This window comes from Thermosipho sp. 1244, from assembly GCF_018588215.1.
GTDB classification, from domain to species: Bacteria; Thermotogota; Thermotogae; order Thermotogales; family Fervidobacteriaceae; genus Thermosipho; species Thermosipho affectus.
The window spans coordinates 1-23706 of the sequence record NZ_LNGA01000033.1 but is presented as its reverse complement, the minus strand read 5'-3'; the positions used below and the strand labels follow the sequence as shown (position 1 = coordinate 23706).

The window sequence follows — 23706 nt, the reverse complement described above, 5'->3', positions numbered from 1 at the left end:
CTTCACCACGTCCCCAACTCATCTTTTTTACAAAGACCATTATTTATTTTGCCATATACTCTTTGCTTTGTCAACATATCTTTTAGTAAAATTTTAGTTAATTTATCCTTTGTTTTTTACTAATTCATTAATCTTTCCTTTATCAAATAAAAACTTTGCTATATATAAAAATGGAGTGTCAGCAGCCGCTACTATCCATTTGAAAAAATATGTTGTCCATAAAATACTCCAGAACACATTTAACTCATAAACGTTCCAAAACGCTATAAAACAAAACACAAAACTATCAATAAGCTGTGAAATCATTGTTGATAAATTATTTCTTATCCATAGATATTTTGTTTGAGGAAATTTCTTTTTCCATATATGAAAGGCCCAGATATCGTGCATTTGCGAAAGCCAATATGCAGAAAGTGATGCAATAACTATTCTTGGCATAAAAGAAAAAATGGTAACCAACGCTTCTTGTGAAAAATCAGATGCATCTGGTTTAAACAACAATGCAATTTGCATCATTATTGTCATTGTAATTAAACTTAAAAAACCAACCAACACTGCCTTTCTTGCTTCCTTTTTCCCATAATTTTCGGAAAGGATATCAGTAACCAAAAAGGTAGTTCCGTAAACTATATTCCCCAATGTTGCAACAAATCCAAATAACTCTACCGTCTTAATAACTTGGATATTTGCAATAATAGTTGCCAAAGTAGTCCAAATAAACAATCCAGTCTTACCAAAATACTTGTAAAAAATTAATATACCGGAAAAGTTAGCAACCATCAATACTATCCAAAGAATTTCGTTACTCACCAAAATACCTCCTTATTCTAATATTTCTATTCCAAAACCAGCCATTCCAATTCCCACGTGTGTCGAAATTACCTTTCCAGTACTCGATTTATCAAAATAAACTACTTGGTATCTTTCTTTTATTAGCTTGTACATTTCATCAACATGTTCTTCTCCATCGCAATGTATACCCGTTAAACCAATCTTTTTTCCTATTTTTATTCCTTCTTCCTCCATCTTAGTCAAAATCATATTATAAGCCTTTTTATACCCTCTAACCTTATCAAAAGGTATTAATTCACCATCATCGCTAATATAAATACCAACTTTTATCTTCAGTAAATTCCCGACAAACCCAGAAAATCTACTAACCCTTCCACCTTTCACCAATGAATTAAAATCAGATACAAAAAAGATCGCATGAAACTTCTTATTTTTTCTTGCATCAAGAATTTTCTTTTCAACTTCTTCTAAATCCAGACCAGCATCTAGCAATTCCCTTGCATATCTTGCCATGTTGGAAATAATTGAAGATGCCATTCTTGTATCTATAACCTTTATTGGTATATCAAATTCTTGAGATGCAAGCAATGCTGAATTGTATGTACCTGATATTTTTGTAGATATTGTTAAAACCAAAATCCCTTCATATCCTTCTTTTATTGCTCTTGTATATGCATTTTGAAATTGCACAATTGATGGTTGAGATGTTTTTGGCAATTCTTGTGCGTTTGAAAGTTTTTCGTAAAATTTTCTCAATTCTTTTTCATTTCTTGTATCATCTGGTTCGCTTTCACCATTTGTCCAATTAATATGTAGCGGTATAATTTCAATATCATACTTTTCAAGCCAACTTTCCGGAATATCAGATGTGCTATCTAAGATAATCTTTGTTTTCATATTTATCCCTCCTCTAAAATCTTTCTATACAATTCTTTAATATTTCTAACCTTTAATATTTTATCATCTTTAATATTTTCATCATAAGGAATTATAAATCTTTCAAATCCAGCTTTTTTTGCATTTTCAATTCTTTTTGCCAAATCCCGTACTTTTCTAACACTACCATCCAAACCTACCTCTCCAATAACCACCATTTTACCCAAATATTTATTAAATAACGAAGATAGTATAGAAGCAGCAATTGCAAGATCACTTGCCGGATCTGTAATTTTAATACCACCTGATACATTTAAATAAATATCATGTGCATCTATTGGCAAATTTAAATGTTTTGAAATTACTGCACTTAATATTATCAACTTTCTTACATCAACCCCATGTGAAATCCTTCTTGAAGTAGCTATTTTATCTCTTGATACAAGGCTTTGAATCTGAACCAAAATAGGTTTTGTTCCCTCATACAAACAAGAAATAATATTTCCCGGCATTTCACTCTCTTCAATAAAAACCTTATTTTTCAATTCTTCAAGACCCGTACTCTTCATTTGAAAAACGGCTATTTCCCCACTAGGTCCAAATCTATTTTTTAAAACTCTTAATATACGAAAATCCGTTGTTTTTTCCCCCTCAAAATAAATAACGGTATCCACTATATGTTCAACTAATTTAGGACCAGCTATATTACCTTCTTTGTTTACATGCGCAATCAATAAAACGGAAATTTTTCTTTCCTTTGAGTACTTTCTGATTTTCTCTACAACAGTCCTTAACTGCAAAATTCCACCTGGAACACCTTCAACTTTATTTGAAAAAATAGTTTGTATAGAATCAAACACGATAAATATAGGAGAAATTTTTTCTATATTCACAAAAATAGATTCTAGTTCATTATCAGTAGTAACATACAAACTTTCATTTTTCACATTTAACCTTTTAGATCTTAGGGCAATTTGTTCTATGCTTTCTTCACCACTGACGTACAAAACCTTTCCAACTTTTGAAATTAAATAACTAATTTGAAGTGCAAGCGTACTTTTTCCAACACCAGGCTCCCCACCTAAGAGAATAACTTGTCCTGGTACAATTCCCCCACCAAACAATCCATCCAATTCTTCTTTACTTGTTCTAATTCTTTCAATCTTCAAAATATTTAAATCATCACTAAGCAAAAAAATGCGGGACTCTTTCCCCGCATTTATTTTTTCTTTCACTTCAAATTCCTTTGCACTATCCCAAGCATTACAAACGGGACATCTACCAAACCATTTTGGTGATTCATACCCACAACTGTCGCAAACATATACTTTTTTGGCTTTACTCATTCTTTACCTTTACCTTCTTTTCTCTCTTTTTCTTAAATACAATTTTTCCTCTTTCATATGAACATAAAATAATGTCATTTTCCTTAAATTTTCCCTTTAACAATTCCTCTGATAGAGGATCCTCTATATATCTTTGAATAGTTCTCTTCAAAGGTCTTGCACCATATGCCGGTTCATATCCTTCCTGTACCAAAAAGTCTTTTGCACTTTTTGTTAATTCAAGTTTCAATCCTTTTGATTCTAACCTACTTCTAATATCTTTCAACAAAATATCTATAATTTCTCTAATGTGCTTTTCAGTTAGCTTGTGGAATACTACAATTTCATCTATTCTATTTAAAAATTCCGGTCTAAATGTTTTCTTTACTTCTTCAATAACCTTGGATTTCATTTCACTAAATTCCGCATTTAAATCTTCACTGTCTACAAATCCTAAAGATTTTTTACCTGAAACTATTTGGGCTCCTCCAATATTACTAGTCATTATAATTATTGCGTTTCTAAAATCTACGATGTGCCCCTGAGAATCTGTTAGTCTTCCATCATCCATTATTTGCAGTAACAAATTAAATACATCTGGATGTGCTTTCTCAATCTCGTCAAATAAAATAACCGAAAATGGTCTTCTTCTTACCTTCTCCGTAAGAGTACCTCCTTCTTCGTAACCCACATAACCCGGAGGCGCACCTATTAACCTAGAAACTGAGAACTTTTCCATATACTCACTCATATCAAACCTTATTAACGCCTTTTCATCCCCAAACAAATATTCAGCTAACGTCTTTGCAAGTTCAGTTTTTCCTACCCCAGTAGGTCCAAGAAACAAGAAAACGCCAACTGGTCTTCTTGGATCTTTCAAACCACTGCGAGCACGTCTTATAGATCTAGCAATTGCCTTTACAGCTTCATCTTGACCTACCACTCTATTGTGAAGTGCTTCTTCAAGCTTTAATAACTTTTCGCTTTCTTCTTCTTCAAGTTTCTTTAAAGGAATACCTGTCCAATTTGACACAACTTCTTCAATATCTTGAACATCTACTACTATGACACTGGTTTCTACTTTTTCCTTCCACTCTTCGTACTTTCTAGTATACTCTAATTTCAATTGCTGTTCTTCCTCTTTTAATTTTGCCGCTTCCTCGTAATTTTGGTTTGCCACTGCTATTTCCTTTTGAAGTTTAATATTCTCAATTTTATTTTTATAAATATACAAATCATTCGGCATAACAAACGCCTTTAACCTTGCACGTGCTCCAGCTTCATCTATAACATCTATAGCCTTATCAGGCAAGAAGTGATCACTAATATATCTTTGTGATAAATACACCGCCGCTTCTAGTGCTTCATCAGTGTATTTTACTTTGTGATGCAACTCATATTTTGGCTTTAACCCTCTTAATATTTCAATTGTCATCTGTGCAGATGGTTCTTGAACGTAAATCTTTTGAAATCTTCTTTCAAGAGCCGCATCTTTTTCAATAAACATTCTGTACTCATCTGGAGTAGTTGCCCCAATACACTTTACTTCACCTCTTGCAAGTGCAGGTTTTAATATATTTGCCGCATCAACGGCCCCTTCTGCAGAGCCTGCACCTACAATCATATGAATCTCATCTATAAACAATATTATATCCTTTTCATTTTTCAAAACTTGCAAAAGTTTTTTCATCCTCTTTTCAAACTCGCCACGATATTTTGTCCCTGCAACAAGAGATGCCACATCCAAAGAAAAAATAGTTTTTCCCTTTAAAGGTTCTGGAACCTCACCTGCAACTATTCTTTGAGCAAGTCCCTCAACAATTGCCGATTTTCCAACACCTGGTTCCCCAATCAATACGGGATTGTTTTTCTTCCTCCTAACAAGTACTTGCATAACTCTCTCAATTTCCAAATCTCTACCTATTACCGGATCAAGTTCTCCTTTCAACGCTAAAGCTGTAAGATTAACACCAAACCCTTCAAGTTGTCTTGTTCTTTTAACAATTTCATTTTCCAAATCCAAATAATCTGATTCCTCATCCGTCATATTTCCAGATAACTCCCTTCTTAATTGTTGAATATTAATTCCCATTTTTCTTAAAATATGTACCGCTATACCTTCTCCTTCTTTTAAAATACCCAAAAAGAGATGAAAAGGTCTTATCTTATCATCACCCATATCTTTTGCTTCTTCATAAGCTATCTCGGTAACTCTCTTTGCTCTAGGAGTCATCTGAGGAGACATTATAAATCCCCTCATTCCCATACCAACTATTGAAATTATTTCATTTCTAATCTTCGAATAAGAAATTCCATATCCTTCTAATATTTTCCTTAATCTTTTATCATTCAATTTTAAAATTGCAAGCAACAAATGTTCCGTCCCAACATATGAATGTCCTAATTCTTTTGCTTCTTCTTGAGCTGTTACAAAAACCTCGGCGGACTCTTCCGAAAACTTATCAAACATATATTTCACCTTCCTTTCTGTCCGCACCTCACTTAAATTATACCTTAAATAAACGAAAATATCAATTTTTATTAATTTGATAATATATTTTCAACAAATACCTTGTTGTACTCAAAATCATAATCTGAAAAAATGGATTTCCCTAAAACAATTACTTCTCCATTCCCAATTACTTCTTTTGCAGCAAGTACAATTCTTTTCACGATTTTGGCATCACCATTTCCATCGCTATCTTCATTATACGCCGTATCTGAAGAAATTAATACTATGGTATTATCACCTACTATTAAAGAACAAGGGCTGTAAAATCTTACACCATTTGCCAAGATTTTATACTTTGCTCCATAATTATTAACCTCATCGAGAACTTGATCATCATTAAATCTTATACTTGAACCCAAATATTCTAAAATTTCGTTTAAAGTTTCAGTATTTCCACCATTTCTAAAATCACTCTTTGAAGTTATAATAATTTTTCCGCCATTTTGAATAAACATTTTTATGTTATAAAGTTCATCTTGTGTATAGCCTTTACCATTTTGAATTACTAAAATATCACCACTTTTATTAATCTTTTGGATATATTCTACTTCAAAGCCCTTCTCTTTTAAAAAAGATTCAAATTTTGTCAATTTTTCTTTTCCATAATCATTTCCATGCCCAATATCTATTAAAACCCTTTTAGAAACATTCGAAAAGACGCCAAAATATTCACCTAAATCCTCTAAGTTCATTACCGTAGCATTTAAAAGTTTCCTGTATATTTCAAAATAATTTTCATCGCTTCCCTTTATTAAAATTATCTTCCCTTTAAATTCCTTTAAAGCTTTTAGTTCTGGACTTAAAAGATCTTTTGAAAAATCGAATCCGTCAATTTTTGGTGTAGAAATAATCACCACATCAACATTCTCAAGATTATTCAAGAATCTCTTTGGATATAAAACCTTGTATCCATTTTTTCTAAGCATTTCTGCAAACTTTTTTAAATAATCCAAATGATCATTTTCATGCAAAGTATCTATTACAACAGTCTTTTTATAACTTTTTATAAATACTTTAAGTGATTGAATAAAGATCCCATCCACGTAAAACTCTACTTTATTGCTTCCAGATGATAACTCTAAATCTAAAATTTTATGTCTATTCTCATAAGCATTTAGTAAAACATCTTCAGAATACGATAATTTATCATTAACCTTGATTTCCAAATGTACATTCTTTTCTTTAGGAATTGTATTGTAAATATCAAAAGATAATTTTCCATTAAAATAATTACAATTGTTTACGTAAACATCGCTACTCTTTTGAAAAAATATTGGTGCAGTTACAATTTCATCATCATCAGACTGTTTTGCATAGACATAGTACCATTCATAACCATCTGGTATCTTAATTTTAACATCTGTTGCAAAGTCATCTAAATTTGGAAACGCACTAACAATTGTACCACTTTGTGATACAATCGCAAAATAAGTCAACACATCATCATCTTTATACCTGAAATGTAAAATCACTTCATCTGGACTTTCTACAATATCTCCCATAATATAATTTTTATAACTAAATGAAACCTTCACGTTTTTATCCTCAGTACCAAATGTATGTCTACTCCAAAGTGCTTCCATTACATCTTCATATGTTAAAGTATTCGAAATAATACCTGTTCTTCCTTCATTTGCACTCCCCCAATTTGCCTTGTGATTATCTTGACCAACAGTCGCACTTAAATGCCATCCCTTATTTAAGGCCAAATTATAATTTTTTAACATTTCATTACTAATAACATCTCCTTGTTTCCAATTTCCATTTCCCACTTCAATTAAATTCATATATTTATCCGCTTCTGGATAATATTCAAAATCATTAAAGTTCCCAAAAACCTTGATAGGATGGTTAAACTGTCCCAACTTCTTGTGTTTGATTATCCACTTGTAAAAATCTTCTGCAGAAGGCACATTATTTCTGTCAACCCATTCTAAAGATTCATAAACATTAATATGGCCTATTCCAGAAGTCCATTCAAAACCTTGTAGTGCAATAAACTCCCCTTCTATTGTTGCATTCTCAGCCGCCTTTTTAGTCAAAAAAGGTTTAGTCTTCCCATCTATTAACTGAGTAAAATAATACGCATGATCAGTTACAGCCTGAACATCAACATAACTTTTCGCATAATTATACGCATCTTCAGGCAATAACTTTCCATCTGAATAAGAAGTATGTGCATGTAAATTACCGTAATATATATTTGCAAATGAAAAAAACGTAGCTAAAACCAAAAACAATACTACTATCTTTTTCATAGTCTCACCTCAAAATTTTATTTTTCCTTGTTAAATAATTATAACCTAATTTTGGAATATAAAAAAAAAATTATGCTACAATATTGTAAAGGAGGGATAATATGTGACTTATCTTAAGTGATTCGCATGATAATTTAACAAAGGCAAAGGAAATAGAGAAAATTATTTCCAAATATTCAATTGAAGCAGTCTTTCACTGTGGCGATTTTGTTGCACCATTTATACTACCGTACTTTTTAAAAGGACAATTTTACGGTGTTTTTGGGAATAACGATGGGGAAAAATTACTGTTATCTCAAAAATCAAATTATAGAATAAAACCAGGACCATATGAAATAACACTTAATAATTTTAAAATATTGATAATGCACGAGCCATACGCGTTAAATGCAGCAAAAAATAGCAATTTATATGATTTTGTATTCTTTGGTCATACTCATGAATTACTAGCGGAAAAATACAACAACACACTTATAATCAATCCTGGAGAATCATCTGGTTGGCTCACAGGAAAGGCAACTGCTGTTATTTTAGAACCTTTGACAAAAAAATATGAAATTTTAAACATTTGAGATACTAAAATGTGAATGCTTTAAAATTGACAAAATAATTTTTCAAGATTAAATTCTCTCATGAAAAGAAATCTTTTAATTTTTTAAATTTTGAAAACAACAAATTAAGTTTTAAAGAAAAAATAATACAGATTAATGAAAAGTGATATAATTTAGAAAGACCAATATATAGGAGGTGAAAAGGTAATGAGTAGTGATAGTTTCAGTTGCAGTTACTCAGATGAACCTTTGCCACGACCACCGTAAAAAATATATAGAGGAGGTAATAAAAATGGTAAAATTTTACACCACAAAAGAAAACAAAATTGTGGAAGTTGAAAAATTCGTTGAAAACTCTCTAATCAAAGTTATTGATCCTTCCGCTGATGAGATTCATATGCTTTCAAGTTTATTGCAATTTGATCCAGATTTTGTATACGACTCACTTGATGACGATGAAAGGGCACGTATTGAAGTAGATGAAGATACCGTATTAATAATCCTAAAAATCCCCAAAAAGTTCGATAGTAGTTCAAAGATTCCTTATCGTACCGTATCAGTTGGTATAATTATTGGAAAAAATTATACCATTTTTTCTTCGAAAGAACCCGTGGAATTTATAGAACATATGATTAAAAATAGTAAATTTGATATCAACAAAAAGAGCCGCATGATCTTTCAAATTTTCCTCTTAAATGCAAAGGTTTTTCTCGCATATTTAAAAGAAATAAATAAAACCATTAGCATTATTGAAGAAGAATTGCATAGATCAATGAAAAACAAAGAGCTTGAAGAAATGATGTACCTTGAAAAAAGTTTAGTATATTTTACTACTTCACTAAGATCAAATGAAATAATGATGGAAAAATTACTTAGGGGAAATATTATAAAAATTTATGAAGAGGATAAAGATGTTTTAGAAGATGCCATTATCGAAAACAGGCAAGCAATAGAGGTTTCAAATATATACAGTGACATCTTGGCAGGGATGATGGATTCATATGCCTCTGTTATTTCAAATAATTTAAATATCGTCATGAAAATATTAACAGTTGTTACTATATTAATGCAGATTCCGACAATAATAACAAGTTTCTACGGCATGAACGTGAAATTACCAATCCAGCACAATCCCTTGGCTTATCTATATATAATCATATGGTCCATTGGAACTGTGGCACTCATACTTGTTTGGTTTAAAAAGAAAAAATGGTTATAATCTCCTTTCAGCCAAGCTGAAAGGAGATTAATTGAAAAACTTTGTCATGGTTTCTACAACATAATCAATATCCTCTCTTTTTATCCAATAATGTGTAACAAACCTAAACACTCCGTCCTCTGGCGGGTTTATTTTTATGTTGTTTTTTAAAAGATACTCAATAAATTCATTTGTGGAAAAATTCTTATCAATCTTGAAAAATACCATGTTTATTTCAACCTTTTCGACAATTTCTATAAAGGCAAAATCACTCAACCTTCTCGCCAAATACCTTGCATTTTCATGATCCTCTTCCAATCTGAAACGCATTTTTTCCAATGCAACAATACCCGCCGCAGCTAATATTCCCACTTGCCGCATACCACCGCCCATTATTTTACGCTTTTTTCTTGCCCTTTCAATAAACTCCTTATTTCCAATCAAAAGTGAACCAACAGGTGCACACAACCCTTTTGAAAGACAGATATTTATAGAATCAGCATATTTTGCAATTTCTTTTGGTTCCACCTTTAAAAAGGTTGACGCATTAAACAATCTTGCTCCATCTAGATGAATAGGAATATTTCCTGCTATTTCTCTTATTTTTTTAAAGTTATCCAAAGGTATTATATTCCCGTTTGAATGGGCATTTTCAAGACAAATCAATCCTGTTCTGGGATAGTGTATATCTTTAACCTTCCTTATCTTACTCTCTAAAACTTCAGGAATCATTGCACCTTTTTTTGTCTCAACTGTTCTTAGCTGCACACCTGCAATTACCGCAGCAGCCCCTGCTTCATGCTGGACTATATGATAGTCGTCACCGATAATAACCTCGTCTCCTCTTTGACAATGGGTAAACAAAGCAAGTTGATTTGCAAAAGTACCACTTGGAACAAACAAGGAAGCTTCTTTTCCCAATATATCTGCACATAACTTTTCAAGCTTGTTTACCGTTGGATCATCCATATATACATCATCTCCAACTTCTGCGTATGCCATTGCCTTTCTCATTTCTTCTGTAGGTTTTGTTACTGTATCACTTCTTAAATCTATGTACATTAGAACACCTCCTTATCAAAAAAGGCCGAGGAATTCCTCGGCCATATAAACATTTAATTTAAAATTATTCTCCTTCCAATGGCGTACCTTTCGACGCCTCATCAAGAACGGAATTCAATGCTTTGAAGAAGTCTACTCCTTGTTTCCCCAATTTTCCCACTGTTTGACTTACAAGTGCTTGAGATTCAAGGATTGATAGCAGATTTGTTGGATCGTAGAAATACAAAACGTGTAATTCAACAATATTTCCCTTTCTTACTTCCCAACTTGCATATTTTAAAGCTCCACTGACAATAGCATTTGCCATAACCTTAGTAATTCCTTTATAAGCACTAACGGCTGCCTCAACAAGCTGTTGACTTGCTTTTTCTTCGTTGTTATTTGTCTGTACACTTTGTAATTGTCCTTCAACAACTTTTCTAAAGGTCTCAACTTTTGCATTTAAAAATTCCGCAATTTTACCCAAAGCTTGCGTTCTTGCTGCATTTTCGGCAATTGACATATTTACTCCGCCACCAACATTTACTCCTTCAAAAAGGAAAAGTCTCCCTTCACGTGCAAGTTGCGCAACTTTTGCTTCGTATGAATAACTTACTTGAACATTTTCTGCTTCTTTAGGTAATTTCCATATCCTAATTCCTTGTGCTTCAATATATCTATCTTTTGGTAATAAAAAGAATATAGCTCCAACAACCAACGCTGCAGCTAAAACACCCACACCTATCCACAACAACATGTTGTTTTCCATGGTATCACCTCCTCAGAAAATATTATAACATTAAGTTATTTAATTACAAAATCATATCCATATTTTAATTGCTCATTTTCCATCAAATGTTTTTGTACATACTGACCGCAATTACTACCTATTTTATTCTCCTCCAACTCCCCAATACTCACTATAACATCATATCCATTGTTTTTTAGTTTATCTACAAAACACTTGTGATTAACGGGCATAAAAGTATCAAGATCAATATCTGACTCTAATCTATTCTTTGTAGCAGAATAAGTGGGATTTAAAGGCGTAATTTTTATTAAAAACTTCTCTTTATCAAAGTATTTGATTATCACATCTGGATCAACTATATTCTGCTTTGCAAGCGCAAAATTCAATGTGACTTTTCTATCCTCTGATTTTACAAACATTTTTCCGTATTCTGCAATTTTTTCGAAATCCCACTTTCTAATGGGAATAATTTTATCGCGTTGTTTTAAATCTGTTGAATGAATAGAAAACTGCAACTGAAAACGACCTCTATAGTGTTTTTCTTTTAATCTAAATAATCTTTCAAAAAATTCATCAGTCCCCACTGGTGCAACTGTTGAAATAGATGGCATTAATCCAGGTGCGTTTAAAATACCAGGGAGTTCTTCTAAGACATCCAATACACCTTCATTTAGAGCGGGCTCTCCCATTCTTGCAAATTGAATTTTAAATTTTTTAACAGGCACATTTCTACCATACCTTGTATCTACCAAAAATAATATTTGCTCAATTATTTCTTCCTTCGACAACTTTCCATTGTAAAATCCCCCAGCATCGCACATTAAACAACCTACTGGACAACCGTTTAATGTGGAAACTATCAACACCCACTTTTCATCCCTTGGTATTGGAGGTTGTATAGATTCCACAAATTCCACAATGTTTCCCTTTGAAGTCTTTGCAAGGTATACATATGCAACTTTTTCATTACCAAATCTCTTTAATATTTTCAACACCCATCCCTCCTCAAAATCTTCATTCCTACCATAATACCATCACCTACTGCAATTGATGCTTGTCTGTAATTTGGATGCGCAACATCACCTATCAGATGGACATTCTTTGCTCTTAAAAAAGACAAATCTATCTTTCGCCCTATTGCAAGTAAAAGTGCATCAAAACGATAAATATTTTCTTTTGTCCTTATTTTAATAAAGTCATTAAAATTTAAAACTTCTTCAATTTTTTCACCCAAACGCATCTTAATTTTAAGAGATTTTGCTATATTATAAAGTCTTGGCAATGCTTTAATTTTTTTACTTCTAGAAAATAAAACAACGTTTTTCCCTTGAAGTCTTGCCCTAATTGCACCATCAAATGCCACATCACCTGCTCCATAGATTGCCAAATTTTTAGACTTTGGAAGATCTCTATACTCATACACAACCTTATCATTTTCAAATTCCTTTATTCTATTTGGTACAGTTCCAGTGGCAATTATTATTTCATCGAAAAAATAATTGTCTTTTTTGGTAATTATCTTGTTCTCTTCTACTATAACGACTTCATCTTTAATAACTTCAACTTTATATAAATTTAAAAATGATACCATATTTTTTACAATATCTTTCCCAGATGCTGGTTTAAAGATGGGAATATTTTCCACTCTCCAAGCATTAATTAACATTCCACCAAGTTGCTTCTTTTCAAAAATTGTACAATCTATCCCATATCTTTTTAAAAAAACTGCAGCAGAAATCCCCGCAGGGCCTCCCCCCACTATTCCAACGCGCATAAAATTTCCTCCGTTGAGGAAATAATTGCAAATCCATGAGCTAGTGATTTCAACGACGAAAAATGATAAAATTCATTTTTATCCCAAAGCGCATCTTCTACCATAACAATATTAAATCCTCTTACAAACCCACTTCTAGCCGTTGTTTCACAACAAAGATGTGTCATAACTCCAGTTATTATCAAATCAGTTATACTTTCTTTTTTTAAATAATCCTCCAAATCCGTTTTATAGAATGCATCATATGTATCTTTTTTTACTATTTTTTCCACAACAAAATATGGGTCTATACTCTCCACTACATTTCCCCACCATCTTCTCATATTCTCCGAAGCTCCCACGTGCAATGTTGAAACAATGGGATATCCTTTTTCTTTAAATTTATCTACTAACTTCTCTATATTTTCAAAAATGTTTTCAATCCCGCTCAAATAAGCCGGGCTTTTTTCATCAAAAAAATAGCTTTGAACATCTATAATTAACAAAGCAGGTCTATTTAAAATGAGAGGATGTTTTTTTCGCTCTTTATAAAAATTCATTCTAATAACTCCTTTACCGTATTTTCCAAATCTTTATTATACTTAAAGAAATTATATGGGATATCTCCTGGCTTTTCGTTATAGTAAGGCCTTGTGCAATGTTTACATCCTGATGTTAAAAAGGCCCTTCCCAAATTTTCTTCGTATCTATAATTTATCTTTTCCAACATATTTCCTTTAAACACAAAAGTATCCATTGAAACTTCCTTTTCAAAAATTAAATACCTTGCCAATTGAATCTTTCTATACCTATTTCTATCTGGAGGTATTTTATCTTCTAACTTAGTCCCTTTTATCGGAGTAAACGCAAATAATGCAACATTTACGCCAAAATTTTTCATGTTATAAAAGAAATCAATCAATTCTTTATCACTTTCTCCCATTCCAACAATAACATGAGTGGTTATTCTACCAGGATATTTTTTTGCAGCACTCTTTATTAAATCCATTAACTTCTTAAAATCTCCTCCTCTAATCTTACTAAATAACCTTTCATTAACCACATCAACCGATAAACCAATTGAATCAATTCCAAGCGAAAAATAACTATCTATTTCTTCTAAAGTTAGAGCTCTTACGGAAACAGAAATTACTTTTCCCTTTAAAATCTTTAAAATTTCTTCTAAATCCTTTCTATATCCTCTATAACTTACAACCTGCAAACATATTCGCTTTACATTTATATTTTTCAAATCATTACTTGAAACCTTTTTCCAAACAACTCTAGATAAAAACTTATTATCCACATCCACACTTCGTGCATGGGAACAAAATCCACAATCAAAAGCACACCTACCATCAAGCATAAAATAGGCTGTATCCATCTCAATTTTTTTCTTTACATACCCCAAAAGACCTAGTGTTCCATAAGATGCTCTCAATATCATATTATTCACCTCAACTAACATCTAAAAATTCTATTCTTTCCCTATACAATGTCTTTACATGCTCTATCAATTTTCTGTATGCATCCATATTTTCCACTATATACTTTGCATCTTCCCTTGCCTTTACAATAATATCTATATCATTTACTATATCTGCTACTTTAAATTCAGGAAGTCCATGTTGTTTTACTCCTAAAAACTCTCCCGGTCCCCTTAATTTTAAATCATATTCTGAAATTTTAAATCCATTGTTTGTTGATGCAAAAAAGTTCAACCTTTCCAAAGTTTCTCTTGAAACATTTCCCACAGTAAGAAAACAATAAGATTGTTTATCTCCTCTTCCCACTCTTCCTCGAAGTTGGTGAAGTTGTGCAAGTCCAAACCTTTCCGCATTTTCAATTACAATTACAGTAGCTTGAGGTACATCTATTCCCACTTCAATAACACTTGTTGAAACAAGGATTTTTATCTCACCTTTTGAAAACTTATACATTGTTTCATCTTTTTCAAAATCGCTCATCTTACCATGAATCAATGCAATAGGAATATTTTTAAAGATTTCATCTTTCAATCTTTTATACATAGTAACCGCCGCTTTTACGGAAAGCTTTTCTGATTCATCAATTAAAGGATATACTATATACGCTTGCCCACCATTTTCAATTTCTTGCACAACAAATTTATACACATCTTCTATTTTTGTTTGATGAACCACAAATGTCTTTATAGGTTTTCTTCCTTTTGGCATTTCATCAATTATAGATACATCTAAATCTCCATAAACAGAAAGGGAAAGGGTCCTTGGAATAGGCGTTGCAGTCATAACTAACGTATCCACTAGTTTTCCTTTGGTAATAAGTTCTTTTCTTTGTTTTACACCAAATCTATGTTGCTCATCAATTACCACCAATCCTAAATTTTTAAAATGTACATCCTCTTGTATAAGCGCATGTGTTCCAACTATTACATCTATATCTCCATCTTTTAACATTTGCTTTATTCTATTTTTTTCCAAACTGGAAGTTGCTCCTAAAAGCAATGCTACTTTTATTTTAAATTTTGATAGATGGTCATATATCTTTTTGTAATTTTGTATAGCTAGAATCGATGTTGGCACCATTACCGCAGATTGAAATCCTGCTTCAAAGTTATCCAAAATAGCAAGCTCTGAAACTATAGTTTTTCCAGAACCTACATCTCCCTGCAGCAACCTATTCATAGGTTTATTAGATCTCAAATCCTCTTGTATTTCTTTATACGCTTTTAATTGCGCCTTGGTTAATTTAAACGGGAGTTCTTCTAATAATTTTGAAGAGTAAATTCCATAAAAATTCTTCGAGATTCCTCCAACAAATTCACTTTCCTTTTTTGTTAATAAAAAAGCAATCTGTAAATACAACAACTCTTCGTATGCCAGTCTAAATCGTGCCATTTTTTGATGGTATACACTCCTTGGAATGTGCATACCTGTATATGCTTGATGTATATCTAATAACTCCCTTTTTCCCCTTATATCTTCAGGTATAACTTCTTTATAATTATAAATGTTATAAAGGTTTTCTTTAACAACCTTTCGAATGACATGTTGCTTTATCCCTTCGGTAAGCGAATAAATAGGAACAATTTCCCTTTTTGAACTTTTTACCATCTCAATTTCTGGATTGTGTATTTCAAGAGCACCGTAAAAGCCTTTTTTTACAGTTCCAAAGACATACACTTTTTTGCGCAAAAAAGTCTTTAAGATATTTTCCATAAAATCTTGATTAAACCATTTTAAAAGAATTTGATACATTCCATCTGCCAAAACAGCACTAACTATTGAAACACCACTTTTTTTTATTTTTTCAACTGAAGTTAAAATCCCGGTAGTAACTATTTTTTCATCTTCTTTAATTATGGAAAGCGGAATTACTTTTCTTCTATCTTCATAATCACGAGGGAAATAATTTATCAAATCTTCCACGGTATTTATTCCCAATTTTTTTAATTTTTCAGCCCTTTTTGGACCCACACCTTTTAAATATTTTGCAGACATCTCAAGTGATTTTAAATTTTCGAGCTTTTCTACTTTATATACCAAATACATTTTCTTAAATCTTTTTATCATCCCAGGAACATAGCTCATACGTTTTTCTATTCGCTCTTTTGGCAATTTTTTCATAGCAGTTATATAATCATAAAATTCCTGAAGTCTATTTGAAACTTCAGAAATGTTCACAAGAGGATCATCTATTTTTTTTATGTTCTCTTCAAAAAATTCAATTAATTCTTCAAAATCTTTTATATTTTCCGCATAATCCAAAAATTCCTCGATTAAAAATGGAATATACAATTTTACCCTCCCGTTGATACTATCTTTCCACTATCCATCTTAATTATCCTATGAGCTTTTTTGGCAACGTTTGGATCGTGGGTTACTATGACAAAAGTTGTACCTAACTGTCTGTTCATATCCAATATGATTTCCATAATTTCTTCACTGTTTTCTGTATCTAACGCCCCTGTAGGCTCATCTGCCCACACTATTTTGGGATTATTTATTAGTGCACGCGCAATTGCAATTCTCTGTTGTTCACCACCAGACATCTCACTGGGGTATGCATATGCCCTATGGTCAATATGCAATCTTTCAAGCCATTCAAGCGCTTTCTTTCTTATCTCCCGTGTACTTAATTTTTTCGAGAGCAAAAGTGGAAGTTCAACATTTTCAACAGCGTTTAATACCGGAATCAAATTAAAAAATTGGAATATAAATCCCATATATTTGGAACGAAAAACAGTTTTCTTATCTTCATTCATTTTCACAAGATCTTCTCCAAGAACTTCCACACTTCCTGAGGTGGGCTTATCAAGCCCGGAAAGACAATTTAAAAGAGTCGTTTTTCCACATCCGGAAGGCCCTAAAATTGCAACTATTTCTCCTTCTTCTATCTCCAAATCTACGCCTTTTAAAGCTTCTATTTTTTCATTTTTTCCATATAATTTTGTTAATTTTTTTGCTTTAACAATCATTTTCTTCACTCCATGTTATAATTTCTCATGTAATATTATAACATGGGAGGGATAACGTGAAAGCAACAATAATATTAAATGGAAACGCAAAAGAAACATTGTACATTAACTCGGACATAATAATTGCAGCAGATGGAGGAGCAAAAGTTTTAAAGGAAAGGGGTATTCTTCCAAATGTCATCATAGGAGACTTAGATTCTTTGGATAATGATACTTTGGAATATTTCAAACAAAATAACGTTGAAATCATTGAATACCCAAAAGAAAAAGATGAAACGGACTGTGAAATAGCAATTAAATACGCAGTTGAAAATGGATACGACGAAATCGAAATATTAAATTTTTTTGGCGAAAGACTTGATATGATACTTGCTTTATTTGGATTGATGAAAAAATTTGACACAAAAATTTTGTTAAGATCCGAAAAATTAGAATGTTCCATTATCAAAAATACATTTGAAAAAAACGTGAAAATAGGAGAAATTTGGTCTTTTATTCCAATTTGTAATGCAAAACTCAAACTAGATGGTTTCAAATACGCATTTGATGGAAAAATGAACATAGAAAATCCCATTGGAATTAGTAATGAAACTAGTTCTAAAAATATAAAAGTACAAGTTTTTGAAGGAGAGGTGATTTATTTTAGATGGTTGAAAAAACCGTTGTGATTTTAGGTGCTACAGGTTCAATTGGCACTCAAACATTAGACGTAATAAAAAAACTAAAAGGATATAAGGTAACTGGAGTTGTATTTGGGAAAAATAAAAAACTTGGGGAAAAAATTGTAAAAGAATACAATGTAAATTTTTATTACTCCCAAGTATTATCAAATGTCTCTTCCATAGAGGAACTTTTGGAAAAAACAACCCCAGATATAGTTGTTGCGGCAATTCCTGGGTTTAATGGTGTTATATCTACATTCAAGGCTATTAAATTCACAAAAAGACTTGCTCTTGCCACAAAAGAGGCCTTAGTTTGTACAGGACCATTGTTAAAAAAAGCTTGTAAAGATGTAGAATTAATACCCGTTGATAGCGAGCATTCTGCCATCTTTCAGATTTTTGATGAAAACGTAGAAAAAATATTAATAACCGCATCAGGTGGTGCAATAAGAGAATATGATAACATAGAGAACCTCACTCCAAAAGAAATATTAAAACACCCTGTATGGAATATGGGACAAAAAATAACAGTCGACTCATCAACTATGATAAATAAAGCCTTTGAAGTAATTGAAGCATACGAATTATTTGAATTAGACACAATAGATGTATTAATACACCCCACGGGCACAGTTCATGGTGCAGTTTTCTTGAAAGACGGTACAGTAAAAATACATTTTGGATTCCCTGATATGAAAATACCAATTTCATATGCACTGACTTATCCAAAGAGAATGTATATAAACCTAAATTGGCCAAAGTTTAAAGGGGAAAATTTTATTTTCTCAGAGGTAAGTGAAGAAAAATACCCCGCATTTTTTTATGGTAAAAAAATTATTAAAGATCTTGCAAAAAGAATAGCATTTAACGCCGCAGATGAAGTCGCAGTAAATATGTTTTTGGAAAATAAAATAAAGTTTCACAAAATCTCAAAGATAGTTATAAACACCTGTGAAAAAATAAATGGCAAAATAAGGGATTTAGAAGATGTTTTTGAAGTAGACAAACTTGCAAGGCAAATTGCAAATAATTTTTGATGTGTTATAATTTATGTGAAATACCTTTCTTCTAAAAAAAGGGAAGCCGGTGAAAATCCGGCACGGGGACGCCACCGTAACCGGGGACGAAATCAGCATAAATGCCACTGGGGAAGACCTGGGAAGGCGCTGAAAGTAGGATGAACCGGGAGTCGGGATACCTTTTTTTAGAAGAAGAAAACCACCTTTACGGTCCCTAAAGGTGGTCAATTTCTTTTAAATATACCCAGGAGGTGAAGATATGAAAAAACTAGGGGTTTTGTTTTTAGTTGTTCTTAGCTTTATTGCATTCTCAATTTCTATTGTGGATGACGCAGGAAGATTGGTTGTCTTTGAAAAAACACCTGAAAAAGTCGTTTCTGCAGCACCAAGTTCAACTAAATTTTTATTAAAACTTGGATTAGACAAAAAAATAGTTGGAGTTACAGATTGGGATAGCTTTAACGCAGAAAAGATTGGAAATATGGTACCTTTAAACATTGAAAAAATTTTGTCTTTAAACCCAGATGTTGTGATTATCTTTGGCGGGTTTCAACTTCCAGAAGTTGAAAAATTAGAAAAATTTGGAATAAAAACATTGGTGCTTAATCCTGTTTCTTTAAATGATGTAGCAAGAGACGTAATGTTACTTGGAAGTGTATTTGGCAAGGAAAAAGAAGCAAAAATGATAAAAGATGAAATTTTATCAAAATTGAAAGATTATGGTACAAAAACTGCAAAAATTCCACTTAATGAAAGGCCAAAGGTATTCTTTACAATTACAGTACCCAACGATGAAACAAAAGATTTATGGACTGCAGGAACGGGCTCTTACATAAACGAACTCATTACTATTGCTGGCGGAGTAAATATCTGTGCACCATACACAGGAAATAACGGTTGGTTCTCTGTAAATTGGGAATTTTTAACTATAAACAACCCAGATATAATAATAATAGCAGGATACGGTGATCCAAATCAAATAAAAGAAAAGATAAAGGGAAATAAACTCTTTTCATCTTTAAAAGCCGTTAAAAATGAGAAAGTATTAGTTATTGATGGAAATGATATTAGCTCAATCTCACCAAATATAGTAAAATACCTTGATATATTCTATAATTTCTTTTACGGAGGAAATAAATGAAAAAATTTTTTAATCCTAAAACTGGGAGGATTATCCTTCCAGTTTTCTTTCTTTTAATTTTATTCTTAAATCTTTCAATAGGTAGTGTCAAATTACCAGTTTCTTATATATTCAATGCTCCAAATGAAAGAATTAAATTTTTAATATGGAATGTAAGATTCCCCAGAATTTTAATGGGAATAATTTCTGGTTCAATATTAGCTTTAGTAGGAAATATTTTTCAAACAATAATGAAAAATCCATTAGTTGATCCATACCTTATTGGTACATCTTCTGGTGCGGGATTTGGCGCAGTACTTGCAATATACGCTGCAGTTTCACTCAATAAAGTATTCAGCGTAAACTTTTTCTCTTTTTTATTTTCCATAATAGCCTCACTTCTTACCATCCTCCTCGCAAAAAGAAAAAATATAATCCCTATAACGCATCTTATTTTATCCGGTGTTTTAATAAGTACAATCTTTTCTTCCGCTACTATATTGTTAATTAGTCTATCGAGAAAAACTCTTACAAGTGCCCATATTTGGTTGTTTGGAAGTCTTTCAGGAATAACATTGGATGATCTTATCCTTCCATTTTCTGCACTAATTATTCTTTTTTTATCTGGATATATAAAAAACAAAGAATTAGATGCTATAGCATTAGGTGAAGAAGAAGCAAAACTTCTTGGTGTTGAAACTGAAAAAATCAAGTGGTTTTTTTATCTACTAGGTTCTTTTTCAATTTCTGTCATAGTATCAAAAACTGGAATCATAGGTTTTGTGGGATTGATAATTCCTCATGCTGCAAGGATTTTGACAGGCCCCAAACATAAATACAGCTTAATGGGTAGTGCATTACTTGGTGGAATATTCCTCTCTATTTCAGATACAATCGCTAGAACAATTGCCTCACCTATTGAGATTCCAATAGGTGTTATCACTTCTTTTATTGGTGCACCACTTATGTTTATCCTTTTAAAAACTAAAAAATAATGTATAATTCTATTGAGGTGATTACATGAAATTAATATCAAAAAATGCCTTAGAAAAACTAAAAAAGGTAAAGTTATTTGTTTTAGATATCGACGGTACATTTTCACTTAGTGGAAATTTATTACCAGGCTCAATAGCTTTTGCAGAAAAAACAAAAAAACTAAATAAAAATTTTGTCTTCCTAACAAACAACTCGAACAAATCTATAGAATCTTATATAAAAGAATTTTCAAAAAATGGGCTATCTATAACAGAAAATCAAATTTTCACAGCAGGTATCGAAACTGCCGAATATCTCTTTGACAAATTTGGCCCTAAAAAAGTTTTCATTGTGGGAAATAATGAAATAAAAAATATTTTTGAAAAAGCAGGACATACAGTCGTGGAAACTTTAGACCCTGAAGTTGTAATTGTAACTTTTGATAACACCCTTAATTACGAAAAACTTGCTAAAGCTTCTTCCTACGTCTCTAAAGGTAAACTCTTTGTATTAACAAATCCAGATTTAAACTGTCCATCAAGCATTGGCCCAATACCAGATACAGGGGCAATAGCAAGTGTAATAACCAAAGCAACAGGAAAAAAACCGGATATTGTTTTTGGAAAACCAGATCCTTTAATTTTAGAAATGATAATGAAAAAAAATAACGTAGTAAAGGAAGAAACTTGTGTTATCGGTGATAGATTATACACCGATATATTATTGGGAAAAAGAGCAGGTGTTTTAACTATTTTGGTTCTAACTGGAGAGGCTAAAGAAAGTGATATTACAAATATAAAACCTGATATAATTGCAAAGGATATCGGTGAAATTTCACAACACATCAGGTGATAAAAAGTGATAAAATACAATCTTAGGATGAAAAGAGTTGAAAAATTAGTTGAACTTGCACAAAGCGGATTAATTGAAGCATTAGAATTGATAATTGAAAAGTATTATCCAATGGTCGTAAAAATATCATCAAAATATTATGCTCCATGGGCAGAATTTGAAGACATAATCCAAAATGGTCTTATCGGACTTATCAAAGCCGTTTTTTACTTTGACTTTGAAAAAAGTTCTTTTAATTCCTTTGCATGGAGAAGTATAGAAAGCGAAATTAAAACTTTTATAACATATCTAAATAGAAGAAAAAATAAAATCCTTTCAGAATCATCGAGCATAGATAGTCTAAATGAAACAGAAGGCTCAGAACAAGCAGATTATTCACTAGAAGATAAGAACTCAAGTGTTATAAAAAACGCATTTATTCAAATAATAAAAGAAAAAATCATGAACTATCTCAAAGATATGGAAATAGATATTTTTGAAATGTGGTTGGAAGGCTACACATACAAAGAAATCGAAAAAAAGCTAAACATAAATTTAAAAAAAATAGATAATACTGTACAAAAAATTAAAAGGATCGGAAAAACAAAAATTGACAAATTCATACTGGATCAAATTTTCTCTAATTAACCCTTATTCCCCCCTAAATATAGACATTTCATAAAATTATTTTCACAACTAATAAAAAAAAATAAAAAGACCGGAAAATAACCGGTCTTATCTGGTGGAGGCGGCGGGAATCGAACCCGCGTCCGAAAGCAGAACCCTCCGAGCTTCTCCGAGCGCAGTCCGTGTTTTTTATTCGGAGCCAAGACGCCCACGGACAGGCTTCTCGACCCCTATCCTTCCTCTAATTTTGCGGCTTTGAGTGGAAGGAATACTCAAAGCCACTAGACCGGTTATGTCACGCCCTAGCCAGAACCCCGGTCAAATTCTGGTAGGACGGCAGCTTTTTAAATTAAGCTGCTAATGCTAATTCTTCATTGGCATTTATCTTTTCCCCGTGCTTTTTTACGAGAAACACGGAAAACTCGGCTCGCTTCTCGGAGGATTCCACCCCCGTCGAAACCAGTTCGCCCCCTCAATATGGGACCTCAAACGTAATTTTTCGTTCAAAAAAAGGTCCCATTCTGGGGACCTGGTGCCGAGGGCGGGACTTGAACCCGCACGGGCTATACGCCCACATGGCCCTCAACCATGCGTGTCTGCCTATTCCACCACCTCGGCTCGCAATTATCATTATATCATTAAACATTAATTCCGTCAACATTATTTGGGAGTGTTTCAAAAATAAGAGGAAGTGGTTCAAAAATAAAAGGGGAGATGATATAATCTCCCCTGATATGAGAAGAACTAACATAAAGAAAATACTCAAACTTGTTAAAAAATTTTACAACAATATTTTACCACAACTTCCTCAAAAATCTACCTCCAAAGGTAGACCTAAGAAATACCCAGACGCACTAATTCTTTCCTTAGCAGTTTTAAAAGAACTGTTTGCTCTTTCGTTTAGAGAGACATTAGAAATGGGTGCATTATACTTTAAGAGAGTTCCATCTCTTAGA

General features: G+C 32.2%; 21 protein-coding genes, 1 tRNA gene, 1 other RNA gene, 1 pseudogene and 1 riboswitch. Of the genes and pseudogenes, 9 read left to right on the top strand and 15 right to left on the bottom strand.

Going from position 1 to position 23706, the window contains the following annotated elements; genetic code table 11:
- Positions 1 to 102: 102 nt before the first annotated feature.
- From AS157_RS08700 to AS157_RS08680, 5 genes are all read right to left on the bottom strand, one after another.
- The gene (locus tag AS157_RS08700; protein WP_077288693.1) at positions 103 to 810 is read right to left on the bottom strand and encodes a queuosine precursor transporter; all 708 of its coding nucleotides are present in this window, start codon (positions 808 to 810) and stop codon (positions 103 to 105) included.
- 12 nt (positions 811 to 822) lie between these two features.
- On the bottom strand, positions 823 to 1689 hold the full coding sequence (locus AS157_RS08695; RefSeq protein ID WP_077288694.1) for a DegV family protein: 867 nt from the start codon (positions 1687 to 1689) through the stop codon (positions 823 to 825).
- Between the two features lie 2 nt (positions 1690 to 1691).
- Positions 1692 to 3014 carry a DNA repair protein RadA gene (radA, locus tag AS157_RS08690; protein WP_077288695.1) on the bottom strand — a complete coding sequence of 441 codons (1323 nt, stop codon included), beginning with the start codon at positions 3012 to 3014 and terminating at the stop codon, positions 1692 to 1694.
- Positions 3007 to 5463, bottom strand: a complete 2457-nt coding sequence (locus AS157_RS08685; protein WP_077288696.1) for an ATP-dependent Clp protease ATP-binding subunit — start codon at positions 5461 to 5463, stop codon at positions 3007 to 3009. Before AS157_RS08685 ends, radA begins: the two co-directional genes overlap by 8 nt.
- Positions 5464 to 5534: 71 nt before the next feature.
- Positions 5535 to 7763 (bottom strand): CehA/McbA family metallohydrolase, encoded by a 2229-nt coding sequence (locus tag AS157_RS08680; protein ID WP_077288697.1) that lies wholly within the window; start codon positions 7761 to 7763, stop codon positions 5535 to 5537.
- A gap of 110 nt (positions 7764 to 7873) precedes the next feature.
- Between AS157_RS08680 and AS157_RS08675 the strand changes: the two genes are divergently transcribed.
- Both AS157_RS08675 and AS157_RS08670 read left to right on the top strand, forming a co-directional pair.
- Positions 7874 to 8335, top strand: coding sequence for a metallophosphoesterase (locus AS157_RS08675; RefSeq protein ID WP_255373649.1), 462 nt, complete (start codon positions 7874 to 7876; stop codon positions 8333 to 8335).
- A 271-nt stretch (positions 8336 to 8606) separates the two neighbouring features.
- Complete coding sequence (locus AS157_RS08670; RefSeq protein WP_214495032.1) at positions 8607 to 9533, top strand: magnesium transporter CorA family protein; 927 nt, start codon at positions 8607 to 8609, stop codon at positions 9531 to 9533.
- Positions 9534 to 9560: 27 nt separating this feature from the next.
- Here AS157_RS08670 and ltaE read toward each other — a convergent pair whose 3' ends face one another.
- The 8 genes from ltaE to AS157_RS08630 form a co-directional block, all read right to left on the bottom strand.
- The gene (gene ltaE / locus AS157_RS08665; protein WP_077288699.1) at positions 9561 to 10574 is read right to left on the bottom strand and encodes a low-specificity L-threonine aldolase; all 1014 of its coding nucleotides are present in this window, start codon (positions 10572 to 10574) and stop codon (positions 9561 to 9563) included.
- A 64-nt stretch (positions 10575 to 10638) separates the two neighbouring features.
- On the bottom strand, positions 10639 to 11322 hold the full coding sequence (locus tag AS157_RS08660; protein WP_075665272.1) for a hypothetical protein: 684 nt from the start codon (positions 11320 to 11322) through the stop codon (positions 10639 to 10641).
- Between the two features lie 35 nt (positions 11323 to 11357).
- Positions 11358 to 12296 (bottom strand): radical SAM protein, encoded by a 939-nt coding sequence (locus AS157_RS08655; RefSeq protein ID WP_077288700.1) that lies wholly within the window; start codon positions 12294 to 12296, stop codon positions 11358 to 11360.
- Positions 12293 to 13078, bottom strand: coding sequence for an NAD(P)/FAD-dependent oxidoreductase (locus AS157_RS08650; protein WP_077288701.1), 786 nt, complete (start codon positions 13076 to 13078; stop codon positions 12293 to 12295). The genes AS157_RS08655 and AS157_RS08650 overlap by 4 nt, the downstream gene beginning before the upstream one ends.
- On the bottom strand, positions 13063 to 13617 hold the full coding sequence (locus AS157_RS08645; RefSeq protein ID WP_077288702.1) for a cysteine hydrolase family protein: 555 nt from the start codon (positions 13615 to 13617) through the stop codon (positions 13063 to 13065). Before AS157_RS08645 ends, AS157_RS08650 begins: the two co-directional genes overlap by 16 nt.
- The gene (lipS2, locus tag AS157_RS08640; RefSeq protein ID WP_077288703.1) at positions 13614 to 14504 is read right to left on the bottom strand and encodes a LipS2 family lipoyl synthase; all 891 of its coding nucleotides are present in this window, start codon (positions 14502 to 14504) and stop codon (positions 13614 to 13616) included. The genes AS157_RS08645 and lipS2 overlap by 4 nt, the downstream gene beginning before the upstream one ends.
- A gap of 10 nt (positions 14505 to 14514) precedes the next feature.
- Complete coding sequence (gene recG / locus AS157_RS08635; RefSeq protein WP_143611734.1) at positions 14515 to 16836, bottom strand: ATP-dependent DNA helicase RecG; 2322 nt, start codon at positions 16834 to 16836, stop codon at positions 14515 to 14517.
- A 2-nt stretch (positions 16837 to 16838) separates the two neighbouring features.
- The gene (locus tag AS157_RS08630; protein WP_077288704.1) at positions 16839 to 17516 is read right to left on the bottom strand and encodes an ABC transporter ATP-binding protein; all 678 of its coding nucleotides are present in this window, start codon (positions 17514 to 17516) and stop codon (positions 16839 to 16841) included.
- A gap of 56 nt (positions 17517 to 17572) precedes the next feature.
- Here AS157_RS08630 and AS157_RS08625 point away from each other — a divergent pair, with 56 nt between their 5' ends.
- The 6 genes from AS157_RS08625 to AS157_RS08600 all read left to right on the top strand — a co-directional run bounded on the left by AS157_RS08625 (position 17573) and on the right by AS157_RS08600 (position 22771).
- Entirely contained in the window at positions 17573 to 18184 is a 612-nt protein-coding gene (locus AS157_RS08625; RefSeq protein WP_077288705.1) for a thiamine diphosphokinase, read from the top strand.
- Positions 18163 to 19215, top strand: coding sequence for a 1-deoxy-D-xylulose-5-phosphate reductoisomerase (locus AS157_RS08620; RefSeq protein ID WP_077288706.1), 1053 nt, complete (start codon positions 18163 to 18165; stop codon positions 19213 to 19215). The genes AS157_RS08625 and AS157_RS08620 overlap by 22 nt, the downstream gene beginning before the upstream one ends.
- Positions 19207 to 19398, top strand: a riboswitch (cobalamin riboswitch). Its footprint overlaps the gene before it by 9 nt.
- A gap of 58 nt (positions 19399 to 19456) precedes the next feature.
- Positions 19457 to 20338, top strand: coding sequence for an ABC transporter substrate-binding protein (locus AS157_RS08615; RefSeq protein ID WP_077288707.1), 882 nt, complete (start codon positions 19457 to 19459; stop codon positions 20336 to 20338).
- Entirely contained in the window at positions 20335 to 21312 is a 978-nt protein-coding gene (locus AS157_RS08610; protein ID WP_077288708.1) for a FecCD family ABC transporter permease, read from the top strand. Before AS157_RS08615 ends, AS157_RS08610 begins: the two co-directional genes overlap by 4 nt.
- Positions 21313 to 21337: 25 nt before the next feature.
- Positions 21338 to 22144, top strand: a complete 807-nt coding sequence (locus tag AS157_RS08605) for an HAD-IIA family hydrolase (protein WP_077288709.1) — start codon at positions 21338 to 21340, stop codon at positions 22142 to 22144.
- A 6-nt stretch (positions 22145 to 22150) separates the two neighbouring features.
- Entirely contained in the window at positions 22151 to 22771 is a 621-nt protein-coding gene (locus AS157_RS08600; protein ID WP_077288710.1) for a sigma-70 family RNA polymerase sigma factor, read from the top strand.
- 92 nt (positions 22772 to 22863) lie between these two features.
- Here the strand turns inward: AS157_RS08600 and ssrA are convergent.
- Together ssrA and AS157_RS08590 are read right to left on the bottom strand one after the other, a co-directional pair.
- Positions 22864 to 23222: a transfer-messenger RNA gene (ssrA, locus tag AS157_RS08595) on the bottom strand.
- Positions 23223 to 23280: 58 nt separating this feature from the next.
- Positions 23281 to 23368 (bottom strand) — tRNA-Leu (locus AS157_RS08590).
- 116 nt (positions 23369 to 23484) lie between these two features.
- On the opposite strand from AS157_RS08590, the pseudogene AS157_RS08585 reads away from it, so the two are divergent.
- Positions 23485 to 23706: pseudogene (locus AS157_RS08585) on the top strand (hypothetical protein); the annotation flags it as partial.